Source organism: Aminobacterium colombiense DSM 12261, assembly GCF_000025885.1.
In the GTDB taxonomy this organism is placed as follows: domain Bacteria; phylum Synergistota; class Synergistia; order Synergistales; family Aminobacteriaceae; genus Aminobacterium; species Aminobacterium colombiense.
The window spans coordinates 913,833-927,344 of record NC_014011.1; the positions used below are offsets into that span (position 1 = coordinate 913,833).

The window sequence follows — 13,512 nt, forward strand, 5'->3', positions numbered from 1 at the left end:
TTGTCATTGGCCCTCCCTGGGGGATAATTGGTCTAATTTCTCTTTTACAGCGCGAATATCCTGCCATGTCAGGTCTTTAGGACTGCCTTTTTTTCTAGATTCATTTCTCAGAAGATAACTAGGATGAAAAATTGGCATGAGATCAATTCCCCTCCATTTGAACCATCTTCCCCGAAGATTGCTTATACCCTCAGATGTTTTGAGAAACCACTTAGTTGGGGTATTCCCAAGACACAAGATAATAGATGGGCGGATAAGGGCTATTTGGGCCTCCAGATACATATTGCAAGTCATCATTTCCTCAATTGCAGGAACCCTATTGTGGGGGGGGCGGCATTTGACCACATTGGTTATATATACATCTTTTCTGGAAATGCCCGCGGCTTTTAATATTTTCGTTAAAAGCTGTCCAGCTTTGCCGACAAAAGGTTTGCCTTGTTCGTCCTCCTCTTCTCCAGGACCTTCCCCTACAAGCATCAAATGTGTTTTTGTGTTTCCTTCACCAGGAACTGTAGATACTCTTGTTTTGTGCAATCCGCATTTGCCGCATGAGGATATTTGCTGTATTAATTCTTTCCACGCAAGTTTCTGTGCTTCTTTTATATCTTCTCCAGTTGGAATGTAGCATCTTTTTTCTGTCATTCTATGAACACTCCATTTATCAAAACGTTAACTTCTCTAATGTCCATGCCTGTAAAATACCGTACGGCCTTGGCGCTTTTCCAGCGTATTCTCTCCCCTATAGTGCGAAAGGTGACAGCTCCAAGGGATAAGGTTACCGTTACTGTTATTTCTATGGCATCATCGATAGGGCGGACTTTAATATCCTGAATGGCCCTTACCTGTCCGGTCCGTTCTGTAAGATATCTCACAATATCTATAATGGCCTGAGGTTCAATGCTTAGTTCTCCGTAAAAATTAAAAGGAGGGCGCACGATGGTACGTTCCCCTTCTTCCTTGTCAACTGTTTTGAAAAGGTCTCGAAGATGCCCCACAAGCTTGCCGGCAAAGTTTCGTCTTATTTGAGCCCTTGACACAGGAATGACGTGCTGACCTTTGGTCAAACGCTCTTTACGTGCGCTTTTAATGTCCTCTGCTGATGCCACATCACCTATATGGATAAATCTTTCTGGCTGAGGAAGATTGAGGATACGCACGATCTTTAAAGCCATAGCCGTTGAAGTAGCTATGATCATCACGGTACAGGGCGCCTGTTTTTCTAGAAAAGAAACAACTTCTTCTCTATGTTCGGGAAATTCGAAGAGGGCACGACGAATGGCTCTTACAAGATTCTTTTCTGACTTGGCACTTTTCCCTGTCATAATTCTGCCACGCGCAATAACCAGCCCGTCATCTATAATATAATCAACGTTATTATCTGTCGCTACGTACTGGGCCCTTTGACTTTTACCTGTACCAGCCGGTCCTACGAAAGCTATAACATGTATCATTTGAAGAGAGTTTCTAGCTGTTGTTGAATCCAATTTATTCATCACCCTGTTCAATATAGTCAGGAAATGTTCGTTTTAACAGGTCAAATTACCCCTGCGGTTTTCCTGATGAAGTCCCTGCAAGAGAAATTGTCGGCTTGATCTCTTGATACTAATTTTACCAGTATTAGAGCAATTTGGTGAAATTTGGTTTAATTTAGTTCCATGCCATGGCTTCTTTGCTTGAAGTGTTTAAGAGCTGTATAAACCCAATTTTCTTATCTCTCTGCCAGGACACTGTTTTAAAGAACAGGTACCATTCAAGTTTTTCTTTAATAACATACGTAAAACGGGATGAAGATTCCTTCTCATCCCGTAACGAGGTGTTATATCCTAAGTCAAAATAAACTTTCAGCAGTTTGAAAACGAGCACTGATTAGGAGTCTTCCTTCATGACAGCTCCGTTGACCTTTGTCCCCACAGATTCTGTAGGCATAATTTCAACCTGTCCTCCCAGCTGCTGGAGTTTCTTGTCCATATCTTCATACCCACGCCACACATGGCCTATATGGTATACGCAGGTTTCGTCCTTTGCGGCCAGACCTGCAAGGATGAGGGCCGCTCCAGCTCTTAAATCCGTAGCGCTTACATCGGCTCCCACAAGGTGCTCAACCCCTGTAACCACAGCGGTGTTGCCCTGCAACTCTATTCTAGCTCCCATGCGGTTAAGCTCGCTTACATGAAGAAAACGTGCCTGAAAGACTCCTTCCTGGATCACGCTCGCTCCATCGGCGAGGGCAAGAGTAGCCATAATCTGAGGCTGTAAGTCTGTTGGGAAGCCCGGGTAGGGCATGGTTTTCAGCGAAACGGCCTTTAGCCGGTTTATAGGGTGAACAATAACAGAATCATTCTTTACTGTGAAAGATGCTCCGCCCTCTTCTAATTTTGCAATAAGAGAATCGATATGTTGGGGTATGACATTCTCGATCTCAATTTCTCCACCTGACATAATACTAGCCAAAATGTAGGTGCAAGTTTCTATACGGTCAGGGATAACTATCGTTTCTGCATCGTGAAGTTCGTCTACGCCTTTAATTCGAATAACCCCGGTTCCTTCCTCTTCAATACTAGCTCCCATTGACTTCAACGTTTGAACAAGATTAGTAATTTCCGGTTCTCGCGCAGTGTTTTCCAAAACGGTTTCCCCTTCTGCAAAGACAGCTGCCATAAGAAGATTTTCTGTTGCACCGACAGAGGGAAAATCAAGATAGATACGACAACCTTTCAATCCGTTTGCAGTAGCATGAACAGCACCATGAACCAAATCAATTGATGCTCCCATACGGGAAAGGCCTTTCAGATGAAGGTCAATAGGACGGCTTCCTATGGAACAGCCGCCTGGCAAAGGTAAGACTGCACGTCCGCAACGGGCCAGAAGAGGACCAAGAACCAATGATGAAGCACGCATTTTACGTACTAGATTGGATGGGGTTTCCCAAGAGAGATCTTCGGGAATAGAGATAGACATTTCTCCTTTTTCATATTGGATCTCAGCACCGAGTCCCCGCAAAAGATCTGCCATAGTTAAAACATCATGGAGACGAGGAACTTTGTGTATATTGAGGGTTCCGCTTTTAAGAAGAAGAGAAGCTGCCATTATGGGGAGAGCGGCATTCTTAGCTCCCTGAGCTTCTATTTTCCCACGAAGAGGAACTCCACCTGTAATTTTCATTTTATAGTCCACTGCGATCACTCCTGGTCACAATATAAAGGCACAAATAAATTGCATCTATTTTAAACGATATTCCATGGATTAAAGAAATTGAAAATATGTTTTTCTATTTTTTCTGCGGCAGTTCCATCTCCAAAAGGACTTTTACTTCCAGCAACAAGATTATCATATTCCCTCTTATTAGAGAAAAGCCGAAGTGTTTCAAAAATAATTTTTTCCTTATCTGTTCCCACCAGAATTCCGGTTCCCTCATCAATAGCTTCTGGCCGTTCAGAAAGATTTCTCATGATAAGTACTGGTTTCTTCAGGAACGAGGCTTCCTCCTGAACGCCTCCACTATCGCTCAGTATAAGATAACTACGGTTCATTGCCTGTACAAAATCTGGGTAATTAAGGGGATCTGTAAAAATAACCCGCTCACTTTTGCCAAGACAAGATCTTATGACATCTCTCACCGCAGGGTTTTTATGGAGTGGAATTAAAAAATAAACATGAGGGAGCTCGGTTAAAAGATGTTTAATTGCCTTGCATATTTCTTTTAGCGGTTCGCCCCATGATTCTCTTCGGTGAGCTGTCATAAGGATAAGAGGCGCATCCTCGGGCAAAGAATACTCTTTTTGCGGGGCATGGCCTCGATTTTGCCTAAGGGTCCAGGCAAGAGCGTCTATTACAGTATTTCCCGTTACAAAAATACGTTCTTCCGCTACGTTTTCAGAAAGTAGATTGTGCTTCGCCCTATCTGTGGGGGCAAAGAAAAGCGTTGCCAGGCGATCTGTAATAACTCGATTAGCTTCTTCTGGGAAAGGCTGCTCAAGATTCCCGCTGCGCAGCCCCGCTTCTACATGTCCTACTGGGATTTTTCTGTAAAATGCTGACATTGATGCGCCCAGGGTTGTCGTTGTGTCGCCATGGACTAAGACAAGGTCAGGTTTTTCTTTATCGTAAATCTCACCAGTGCCAACGAGAACACGGGAGGTAATATGGTCAAGAGTTTGGCGAGCTTTCATAATATGTAAATTTTCATCGGCATGTATGTCAAAAAAAGAAAGTGCCTGATCAAGCATATCAGAATGTTGTCCCGTTGCGAGGACAAGGGTTCGGTAGGCAGTGTTTTTTTTCAAAGTAAGAATGACCGGCGCCATTTTTATGGCTTCGGGTCTTGTTCCTATAACGCAAATAATAGTGCGAGTCATTTTTTCCTCCTTGACCTTACAAAGTGAACCGTCCATAAAAGAACATTCCCAGCTCAAGCAAAACCCATTGAAGAAGTGCCATGATGCTCAGAGTGGCTATTGACGACAACCCGCGATCAAGCAATCTATGGTGCAGGTGTCCACGGTCAGGCATAAAGGGTGATCTGCGTTCTATAATCCTGCGAAGGATGGAGGCAAGAGTATCGACAACTGGGACACCACCCCATAGTAACAGCAATAAAGCTAGCTCACTAGAGGAGATGCGAGAATAATTTCCGCTTTGATAAAAACTGAAAATAAGCTGCGAAGCAAAAAGATAACCTAATAGAGTGCTGCCCCCATCTCCGAGAAACGTTCTGGCTTGAGGAAAATTCCAGTGTAGAACTCCTACTGCCACGGCTGCTATTGGCCACCAGATTTCAGGAGTTCCAAACCGGGATGCCGTAAGAGCCGCGATTACAAACATAAAGAGACAAAGCCCGTTTAACCCGTCTATAATATTGTAGGCGCTTGTTACACCGGCAATCCAGACTATGAGCAATACCCGATGAGAAAAGGGTATATTAAAAGGCAAAAGCACAAAGGCGGCGGCAAAAAGATGCAGGATCAATCTAATCTTCGGGTTTAATGGTTTTATATCATCCCAGTAGCCGCAAAGAAAAACAATAGTTGCGCCTATTGATAAAAGCTTGAGAAAGAAGTTTTCGGGGGCACAAAGAAGAATCCATAATAAATAGCCCATCCATAAAACAATACCTGCGCCCCTGGGAATATTGCCCAAGTGAATCTTTCTTCCTCCAGGGACGTCGAGAATTCTATACCTATTGGATAATTTCATGGAGAGGGGGGTCATTCCGGCTCCCCACCCCATCATAAGAATACATATAAATATAAGGCGAAGCACAGCTGCACACCGATTTACTTGGTTCCAAAGAGTCTATCACCGGCATCACCCAGACCAGGTACAATATATCCATGATCATTGAGGTAATTATCAAGGGCTGCGGCATAAATATCCACGTCTGGATGGGCTTGGTGAACTCGTTCCACACCCTCTGGTGCAGCAATTAGGCAGACAAGGGTTACCTTGCGTGCGCCTCTTGACTTAACAAGGCTGATGGCTGCTGCTGCAGATCCCCCTGTTGCCAGCATCGGATCAAGTATAAATATATCACGTTCGTTAATATCACTTGGTAGTTTGCAATAATATTCAACGGGCTCTAGGGTTTCGGGGTCGCGGTACAGGCCAATGTGTCCAACTTTGGCATTGGGGATGACTTGCAGAATTCCGTCTACCATCCCAAGTCCGGCCCGAAGCACAGGAACGATTGCCAATTTTTTCCCTTCGAGGGTATAACCGATGGTTTTCTCTATAGGGGTTTCTATTTCTATTTTTACAAGGGGCAGGTTACGTGTAATTTCATAGACCATAAGTCCTGCGATTTCTTGCACGAGTTCTCTAAATTCTTTTACCGACGTGTTTTTATCACGAATAATACTTACTTTGTGTCGGACAAGTGGGTGATCGAGAATGACTATTCGTCCTTCGCCGCTACTTGAGTATGTAGGGGCAAGTTTTTCTTCGAATTGTTTTATTTTACTTACCCTACGCTCATGACGATTCCCTTTAAAATTAGTATCAAGCCAGAGGTCGGCTATTTCATAAGCCTGGAGTTCAGAGATAATCCGTCCACCCAGAGAGAGAATATTAGCGTTGTTATGTTGTCTGCTTAAAACTGCGAGTTCTGGTGTGTTGCATAGAGCTGCGTAAGCTCCCGGAACCTTATTTGCAGCAATTGACATCCCTATACCGCTGCCGCAAACGAGAATACCGCGCTCCGCTTCCCTTGCTGCAACACTTTGAGCAACAGCAAAAGCCACATCAGGATAATCACACGAAACACTATCGCTGTCTGTCCCAAAATCAATAACCTCATGCCCTTTTTCGCAAAGATGGGCCTTTAGGGCGGATTTTACGGGAAATCCAGCGTGGTCTGAGCCTATAGCAATTTTCATTTCTATTAACCCCCCACGTACCTTTTTTTAAAACCCGCAATATAATAACACGTAAAAAGAAGTCTTTCCCGCATAAAAACGGGAAAGACTTCTTTTTCTCATGCTTTAGAAAAATTATTTCTAAAACAAGCCATTTTAGCTCAACAGTGTAAGCATGACGGCTGCAGCCACAGCAGTTCCGATGACGCCGGCCACATTAGGTCCCATGGCATGCATGAGGAGGAAGTTGCCGGGGTGTTCTTTTTGGCACATGCGCTGCACCACCCTGGCGGCCATGGGGACCGCCGACACTCCCGCCGCCCCGATCATGGGGTTGATCTTTCCCCCGCTTATCACTTTCATGGCCTGACCCAGCACGACGCCTCCGGCGGTGCTGAAGACGAAGGCCACGAGGCCGAGGACGATGATCTTGATGGTTCCCATGGTGAGGAAATATTCCGCGCTCATGGTGGCTCCCACCGACAGGCCGAGGAAGATGGTGGTGGCGTTCAGGATTTCGTTCTGAGCCGCCTGGTTCAACCGTTCTGTCACCCCGCACTCCCGAAGGAGGTTCCCGAACATGAGGGTTCCGATCAGGGGCACCGACGAGGGAAGAAGCAGCCCTGCCGACACGGTGCACACGATGGGGAAGAGCACCCGTTCAAGCTTGGAGACGGGGCGGAGCTGATCCATCCGGATACCCCGGTCCGCCTTGGTGGTGAGCAGACGGATCACCGGCGGCTGGATCAGGGGGACCAGGGACATGTAGCTGTAGGCGGCCACCGCCACAGCCCCCAGGATCTGGGGGGCCAGCTTCACGGTGAGGTAGATGCTTGTGGGGCCGTCGGCACCGCCTATGATGGCGATGGACGCCGCCTCCTTCACGTTGAAGCCGAGAAGCAGCGCGCCGAACAGGGCGATGAAGACACCCAGCTGGGCCGCCGCTCCCAGAAGGAAGGTGATGGGGTTGGCCAGAAGGGGCGCGAAGTCTGTCAGCGCGCCTATACCCATGAAGATGATCACGGGGTAGATCTCATGTTCTGTTCCGAAAAAGACATAACGCAAAAAGCCTCCCTCGTCCATGATACCCGAAAGGGGCAGGTTGACCAGCAGGCATCCAAATCCGATGGGAACCAGCAGCAGGGGTTCAAATCCCTTCACGATGGCCAGGTAGAGCATGATGAAGGCCACCAGCAGCATGACCATGTTCCCCCACGTAAGGCCCGCGAAACCTGAGGAGCGAAGGATCATTCCTAATGAGTTTGCATAAATTTCCATGTTCGCCCGTACCTCCTTCGGCTTAGCCGAGGACTACCAGGGCGTCTCCGGAGTTGACGCTGTCTCCTTCCCGCGCCCGGACCTCTTTCACTGTGCCGGCGGACGGAGCGGATATCTCATTCTCCATCTTCATGGCTTCGAGGATGAGGAGAACGTCTCCGGCGTTCACCGCCGTTCCAACGCTTACGCTGACCCGAAGGATCTTGCCCGGCATGGGGGCCGCGATGACGGTGCCGCCCTCTGCCGACGGAGCCGGCGCCGCTGCCACGGGGGCTGGTGCCGGAGCCGGGGCCACTGGGGCGAGGGGCTGCTGGTGCCGCCGACGGAGCTGGTGCCGCCACCGATACAGGGGCTGAAGCCCCGCCAAGGTCTTCCACTGTTACGTCGTAGCTTGTTCCATCCACTGTCACTCTATATCTTTTGCTCATTTATCTTCCCCTCCACCTTGCTGTGATGTCATGATTCATTTCTCGTCTCTATCTATTCTATAGGCTCCCCCTGGTCCCTAACGGCTGGACCAGTTCGTGTTGTTCAGGCTTTCGAGGCCTTCCATGATAGCGCTCGATCTCCAGAGGCTCAAAACGGGCCGGCGATGCGGGCCCGACGCGGGACGAATCTCGGTGATCCGGCAGGGCTGCCCCGTGGCCTCCAGAAGAGCCGCGGCGATGGCCGCCACGATCTTTCCCTTATCCCCTGTCTCCGCGCCTGTCACTGCCGGCGCCGCGGGGGCTTTCTCACGGGGTGCCGGAGGCTGGGACGGCGGTGACGCCTTCTTGACACCCCCAAAATACTTGATGGCGTAGATGATGGCCGTCAAGCCCCCAAGAACCATAAAAACCGCTGAAAAGGCAATGAAGCACAGGGTCAACGGCCCGCTGAAACCCGTTTCAAAATAGGTGTGCAGATTGGTCACGTCTATCGCCCCTCCCATCTAATGAGGCATGACGCCGTGTTTGCGGCGGGGACGAAGCTCCCGCTTGTTCGCCGTACCCTGAAGGGCAAGGTAGATCTCACGGCGGGTTTCCTCTGGCAATATGACCCGGTCCACAAAGCCGCGCTCTGCCGCCACGTAAGGGTTGGCGAAGGCTTCTCGGTATTCCTCGATCTTTTTGTTCCGTTCGCTCATCTGGTCTTCGGCCTTTTCTATCTCTTTCCGGAAGACGATGTTGGCCGCTCCCTCAGCCCCCATGACGGCAATCTCCGCCTGGGGCCACGCCAAAACCATGTCCGCCCCAAGGGCCTTGGAGCACATGCCAAGGTAGGCGCCGCCGTAGGCTTTACGAAGAACCACCGTGACCATGGGAACGGTGGCCTCGCTGTAGGCGTAAAGAAGCTTGGCGCCGTGGCGGATGATGCCGCCCCATTCCTGCTCGGTGCCAGGAAGATATCCGGGAACGTCTACAAAGGTGAGCAGAGGGATGTTGAAGGCGTCGCAGTGCCGTATGAAACGGCTCGCCTTGTCAGAGGCGTTGATGTCAAGACACCCCGCAAGGGTCGAGGCCTGGTTGGCGATGATGCCCACTACCTGTCCTCCAACCCGACCGTAGCCGGTGACCATGTTCATGGCCCAGAGGGCCTGGACTTCAAAAAAGTCGCCGTCGTCTACAACCTTGCCGATAACGTCGTGAACACGGTAACCCTTGTTGGGGTTGGTGGGAACAACGTTCCTAAGTTCTGGCACCAGCCGGAGCGGGTCGTCTGACGGTTCCTTCCACGGAGCGTCGTCTACGTTGTTGCTCGGAAGGTAGCTCAGAAGCTTGCGAACCTGGACAAAGCATTCTTCCTCGCTCCGGGCCGTGAAGTGGGCGTTGCCGCTCTTGGTGTTATGAGCCTGAGAACCACCAAGGGCTTCGCTGGTCACTTCCTCTCCCGTGACTGCCTTGATGACCGCCGGACCCGTGATGTGCATGATGCCCGTCTTCTCAACCATGAAAATATAGTCCGTGAGAGCCGGGCTGTACACCGCTCCCCCGGCGGTGGGGCCCATGATGACGGAGAGCTGAGGCACCACTCCGCTGGCAATGGTGTTCCGGAAAAAAATGTCGCCGTACCCGTTGAGAGCGTCTACCGCCTCCTGAATGCGGGCGCCGCCGCTGTCATTGATACCAACCACTGGAGAGCCGTTCTTCATGGCAAGGTCCATGACCTTGCAGATCTTGCCCGCGTGCATCTCGCCAAGACTCCCGCCAAGAACTGTGAAATCCTGGCTGAAAACGTATACACGCCTCCCGTCTATCTCACCAAAACCTGTGACCACACCGTCGCCGGGAAAAGAGGTCTCTCCAAGACCAAATCGCCCGCACCGGTGAACCACCTGCTCGTCAAGCTCTACAAAGGTCCCCTCGTCAAGAAGCCCGGCTATACGATCACGTGCGGTACCCTTGCCTTTGCCTCGCTGCTTCTCTATCGACTTGGGACCACCGCCTTCGCGGGCCTGCGCACGCTTGCGCTCAAGATCCGCGCATAGCTCGTCAATGCTTCGGTTCGTCATGTCTCAACTGCCCCCTCTCAGTTTATCCTTCATTTGTGACTATGTTGTTCAATATATTTTGCGCAACGGTATAGGGGTCTAGTTCCTTACCTAAGATGGCTTCGATTTTGTCGTCAGTTCCCTGACGTTCCCAGGCTTTTTCCACATTTTTTGCGATGTCACGGCTGAGTATGTCTTTTATTTCCTCTGCAAGTTTGCGTTTTTGTTTCTTTATGCCGTGAATGCTTTGCTTTAGAAAAGCCCCATGTTTCTCGATGCCTTCTACTAACTCAGCTACCCCATCTCCTTTTTCCGCTACGGTCATATGAATAGGTGGAAACCAGTCTGTTTTTCCGATCAAGTCAAGCATAAGCTTTACTTCAGTTTCTATTTTTTCTGCTCCTGGTCTGTCTGCCTTGTTCACTACAAAGATGTCTGCTATTTCCATAATGCCCGCTTTCATTATCTGAATGTCATCACCCATGCCGGGCACAAGCACAAGACAGACAGTGTCTGCCAGTTTCACTATATCTATTTCAGACTGGCCTACCCCTACTGTTTCAATAATGACAACGTCTTTGCCGCAAGCGTCTAATATTTTAACGGCTTCTCTGGTGCTCCTGCTGACGCCGCCTAGTGAACCTCGCGTCCCCATGCTTCTAATATATACGTCCGGATCGTTAGCGTGACGTTGCATACGAATTCTGTCTGCTAGAATTGCTCCTCCGCTAAAAGGACTAGAGGGATCTACGGCGATGATTCCAACTGTTTTTTTCTTCTTCCTGAACTCAAGGATTAGTTTATCGACCAATGTGCTTTTCCCAGCGCCCGGGCTTCCTGTTATCCCTATGACCAGGGCCTTACCGGTATGAGGATAGAGATATTTCATAATTTCTTCTGATTCGGGCGCCTCATTTTCTACAAGAGAAATAATGCGCGCTAAAGCTCTGATATCACCATGTAAAGCCTTTTCAGCAAGAAGTGTCACAGCTAAACAGTCTCTTTCTGTTTTTTTTCAGCAACGGCCTTTTCAAGCCACTCTGCACATACTGAAGTTGGCGTTCCAGGGCCGAAGATGGCTCCGGCTCCCATTTCAATAAGAGCAGGAATATCACTTTCAGGAATGACTCCTCCGCCAAAGACAATAATATCGCTCGCATTATTCTCTTTAAGAAGGTTAATGATTTTAGAAAAATAGAAGCTGTGAGCGCCCGATAGAATGCTTATTCCTATAGCGTCAGCGTCTTCCTGTATCGCTGTATCTACAATCTGTTCAGGAGTTTGACGAAGCCCGGTATAAATAACTTCCATGCCTGCGTCACGGAGGGCCCTGGCTACAACTTTCGCTCCCCTGTCATGACCATCGAGGCCTGGTTTTGCTATTACAACTCGTATCTTTTTTACAGCCATAGCTCATTCCTCCACTTACAAAATAATATTTTCTGTGTATTCTCCGAATTCTTCTCTCAATACGCCACAAATTTCGCCTTCAGTCGCATAATTGCGTACAGCATCGATAATAAGAGGCATCGTGTTAATGGATTCATCCCGAGCTGCTTTTCGTATTTCATCAAGGGTGCTTTGCACCTTTATGTTGTCTCTGCTTTCTTTCATCTTTCGAAGTTTCTCGATTTGGCGTTCTCCCACTGATTCATCGACCTTGAGAAGCTTCATATCTATCTTCTCATCTTCTAACTGGAATTTGTTCACTCCGACGACAATGGAGTCTTGGCTTTCAATAGCTCTCTGGTACGTGTAGGCTGAATCCTGAATATGTTTCTGGACATAACCCTTTTCTATAGCAGCGAGCATGCCGCCCATTTCATCTATTTGCCCGATATACTCTTCTGCTCTTTTCTGAATTTCGTTCGTCAAATTTTCAACAACGTAGCTTCCCGCAAGAGGATCCACTGTGTTCGCAACGCCTGATTCATAGCCAATGATCTGCTGGGTCTTAAGAGCGATGCCAACGCTCTTTTCGGAAGGAAGGGCCAAAGCCTCATCCATGCTGTTGGTGTGGAGGGACTGGGTTCCGCCCAGAACTGCTGCGAGGGCCTGAATGGTGACCCTGACTATATTATTCTCCGGTTGCTGAGCAGTGAGGGTGCAACCTGCGGTCTGAGTGTGGAAACGAAGCATCTGAGCTTTAGGATCGGTTACTCCAAAGCGTCCTTTCATTATCTGGGCCCACATTCTTCGGGCTGCCCTGAATTTCGCTACTTCTTCCAAAAAATCGTTATGAGCATTGAAGAAGAAGGAAAGGCGCTTGCCGAACACGTTTGGATCCAGCCCCTTTTTGCTTGCTGCTTCTACATAAGCGATACCGTCGGCTAATGTGAAGGCGACTTCTTGTGCCGCCGTGCTGCCGGCCTCCCGAATGTGATAACCGGAAATAGAAATAGTATTCCATTTAGGGACATTATGGCTGCAGAATTCAAATATATCAGTTATCAAACGCATAGAGGGTTTTGGGGGGAAAATATAGGTGCCTCGGGCTATGTATTCTTTTAAAATATCGTTTTGTATAGTACCAGAAAGATCACTCATGGAAACGCCCTGTTTTTCTCCAACACAAATGTACATGGCGAGTAACACACTTGCGGGAGCATTGATTGTCATGGAAGTAGAAACCCTATCAAGAGGAATTTTGTCGAAAAGGATTTCCATATCGGCAAGGCTATCAATGGCTACTCCCACTTTCCCGCATTCCCCCTGTGCCATAGGGTGGTCAGAGTCATATCCAATTTGGGTAGGAAGGTCGAAAGCTACAGATAGACCTGTAGTTCCCTGGGAGAGAAGATATCTATACCGTTCATTGGACTCTTCTGCAGTTGCAAATCCTGCGTACTGACGCATTGTCCACAGACGGCCCCTATAAAGCGTAGGTTGCACGCCTCGAGTAAAGGGGTACTGCCCTGGATAGTTTAAGTCTCTTGCATAATCAAATTCTTCTAGGTCAGTTGGGTCATAAACGCGGTTTAAAGGAAGATTTCCACCTGTGCGGAATTCTTTTCGTCGTTCAGGCCGCTTTTCTAACACTTTTTCAACTTTCCCCTCATACTTTTTTCTAAGTTCAAAAAGTTCAGGGATTTTTTTCTTTTCTTCAGTCATGGTACTTCGCCTCCCAAATAAAAAGTCTCATTCTTTCCAATTTTTATTTTATCCCTGCAAAAGAATAAAAACCTAATATAATTGCTCCTGCCAATAAAAATCCAAGAAGCATTCGAAGATAAACAACCCATATAGCACCGCCAGGAAGTTCTCCTTTACCTATTTTAACAACGAGTCTAGCAACAAAAAGAGCCCCAACAAACATAGCAAGAGCTATAAGCGCATTTATATTTTCAGTTGGCATAAGAATCCCTCACTAATTAATATTTTATCAAAATTGAGCGAAGCATATATTATATAAAA

At 48.2% G+C, this 13,512-nt stretch carries 13 protein-coding genes and 1 pseudogene; all 14 read right to left on the reverse strand.

The features are described 5' to 3' along the window. Positions 1-3: 3 nt before the first annotated feature. The 14 genes and pseudogenes from AMICO_RS04470 to AMICO_RS04540 all read right to left on the reverse strand — a co-directional run bounded on the left by AMICO_RS04470 (position 4) and on the right by AMICO_RS04540 (position 13,453). On the reverse strand, positions 4-642 hold the full coding sequence (locus tag AMICO_RS04470; RefSeq protein WP_013048273.1) for a uracil-DNA glycosylase: 639 nt from the start codon (positions 640-642) through the stop codon (positions 4-6). Continuing rightward, positions 639-1,493, reverse strand: coding sequence for an Asp23/Gls24 family envelope stress response protein (locus AMICO_RS04475; protein WP_148211328.1), 855 nt, complete (start codon positions 1,491-1,493; stop codon positions 639-641). Before AMICO_RS04475 ends, AMICO_RS04470 begins: the two co-directional genes overlap by 4 nt. A gap of 373 nt (positions 1,494-1,866) precedes the next feature. Further along, a complete protein-coding gene (murA, locus tag AMICO_RS04485; RefSeq protein ID WP_013048276.1) occupies positions 1,867-3,174 on the reverse strand; it encodes a UDP-N-acetylglucosamine 1-carboxyvinyltransferase in 1,308 nt (435 codons plus the stop codon). A gap of 50 nt (positions 3,175-3,224) precedes the next feature. Then, complete coding sequence (gene wecB, locus AMICO_RS04490; protein WP_013048277.1) at positions 3,225-4,355, reverse strand: non-hydrolyzing UDP-N-acetylglucosamine 2-epimerase; 1,131 nt, start codon at positions 4,353-4,355, stop codon at positions 3,225-3,227. Positions 4,356-4,371: 16 nt separating this feature from the next. After that, complete coding sequence (locus tag AMICO_RS04495; RefSeq protein ID WP_052292837.1) at positions 4,372-5,229, reverse strand: glycosyltransferase family 4 protein; 858 nt, start codon at positions 5,227-5,229, stop codon at positions 4,372-4,374. A gap of 44 nt (positions 5,230-5,273) precedes the next feature. Continuing rightward, positions 5,274-6,371, reverse strand: a complete 1,098-nt coding sequence (upp, locus tag AMICO_RS04500) for a uracil phosphoribosyltransferase (RefSeq protein ID WP_013048279.1) — start codon at positions 6,369-6,371, stop codon at positions 5,274-5,276. Between the two features lie 135 nt (positions 6,372-6,506). Further along, complete coding sequence (locus tag AMICO_RS04505) at positions 6,507-7,628, reverse strand: sodium ion-translocating decarboxylase subunit beta (protein WP_013047681.1); 1,122 nt, start codon at positions 7,626-7,628, stop codon at positions 6,507-6,509. Positions 7,629-7,650: 22 nt separating this feature from the next. Beyond that, a pseudogene (locus tag AMICO_RS04510) lies at positions 7,651-8,056 on the reverse strand (biotin/lipoyl-containing protein). Between the two features lie 77 nt (positions 8,057-8,133). Further along, on the reverse strand, positions 8,134-8,541 hold the full coding sequence (locus AMICO_RS04515) for an OadG family transporter subunit (protein WP_013047679.1): 408 nt from the start codon (positions 8,539-8,541) through the stop codon (positions 8,134-8,136). An 18-nt stretch (positions 8,542-8,559) separates the two neighbouring features. Continuing rightward, the gene (locus AMICO_RS04520; protein ID WP_013047678.1) at positions 8,560-10,119 is read right to left on the reverse strand and encodes an acyl-CoA carboxylase subunit beta; all 1,560 of its coding nucleotides are present in this window, start codon (positions 10,117-10,119) and stop codon (positions 8,560-8,562) included. 22 nt (positions 10,120-10,141) lie between these two features. After that, a complete protein-coding gene (meaB, locus tag AMICO_RS04525) occupies positions 10,142-11,086 on the reverse strand; it encodes a methylmalonyl Co-A mutase-associated GTPase MeaB (protein WP_013048281.1) in 945 nt (314 codons plus the stop codon). Between the two features lie 2 nt (positions 11,087-11,088). Next, positions 11,089-11,508, reverse strand: coding sequence for a cobalamin B12-binding domain-containing protein (locus AMICO_RS04530; RefSeq protein WP_013048282.1), 420 nt, complete (start codon positions 11,506-11,508; stop codon positions 11,089-11,091). A gap of 15 nt (positions 11,509-11,523) precedes the next feature. Further along, positions 11,524-13,209 carry an acyl-CoA mutase large subunit family protein gene (locus AMICO_RS04535; RefSeq protein WP_013048283.1) on the reverse strand — a complete coding sequence of 562 codons (1,686 nt, stop codon included), beginning with the start codon at positions 13,207-13,209 and terminating at the stop codon, positions 11,524-11,526. A gap of 43 nt (positions 13,210-13,252) precedes the next feature. Further along, positions 13,253-13,453: a hypothetical protein gene (locus AMICO_RS04540; protein WP_013048284.1), complete on the reverse strand. Its 201-nt coding sequence runs from the start codon at positions 13,451-13,453 to the stop codon at positions 13,253-13,255. Positions 13,454-13,512: the final 59 nt, after the last annotated feature.

What these genes read in the sequence shown, in the direction of transcription:
- AMICO_RS04470 (WP_013048273.1), bottom strand. Translation starts at nt 642, where the DNA reads ATGACAGAAAAAAGATGCTACATTCCAACTGGAGAAGATATAAAAGAA.
- AMICO_RS04475 (WP_148211328.1), bottom strand. Translation starts at nt 1,493, where the DNA reads ATGAATAAATTGGATTCAACAACAGCTAGAAACTCTCTTCAAATGATA.
- wecB (WP_013048277.1), bottom strand. Translation starts at nt 4,355, where the DNA reads ATGACTCGCACTATTATTTGCGTTATAGGAACAAGACCCGAAGCCATA.
- AMICO_RS04495 (WP_052292837.1), bottom strand. Translation starts at nt 5,229, where the DNA reads ATGATGGGGTGGGGAGCCGGAATGACCCCCCTCTCCATGAAATTATCC.
- upp (WP_013048279.1), bottom strand. Translation starts at nt 6,371, where the DNA reads ATGAAAATTGCTATAGGCTCAGACCACGCTGGATTTCCCGTAAAATCC.
- AMICO_RS04505 (WP_013047681.1), bottom strand. Translation starts at nt 7,628, where the DNA reads ATGGAAATTTATGCAAACTCATTAGGAATGATCCTTCGCTCCTCAGGT.
- AMICO_RS04520 (WP_013047678.1), bottom strand. Translation starts at nt 10,119, where the DNA reads ATGACGAACCGAAGCATTGACGAGCTATGCGCGGATCTTGAGCGCAAG.
- AMICO_RS04530 (WP_013048282.1), bottom strand. Translation starts at nt 11,508, where the DNA reads ATGGCTGTAAAAAAGATACGAGTTGTAATAGCAAAACCAGGCCTCGAT.
- AMICO_RS04535 (WP_013048283.1), bottom strand. Translation starts at nt 13,209, where the DNA reads ATGACTGAAGAAAAGAAAAAAATCCCTGAACTTTTTGAACTTAGAAAA.
- AMICO_RS04540 (WP_013048284.1), bottom strand. Translation starts at nt 13,453, where the DNA reads ATGCCAACTGAAAATATAAATGCGCTTATAGCTCTTGCTATGTTTGTT.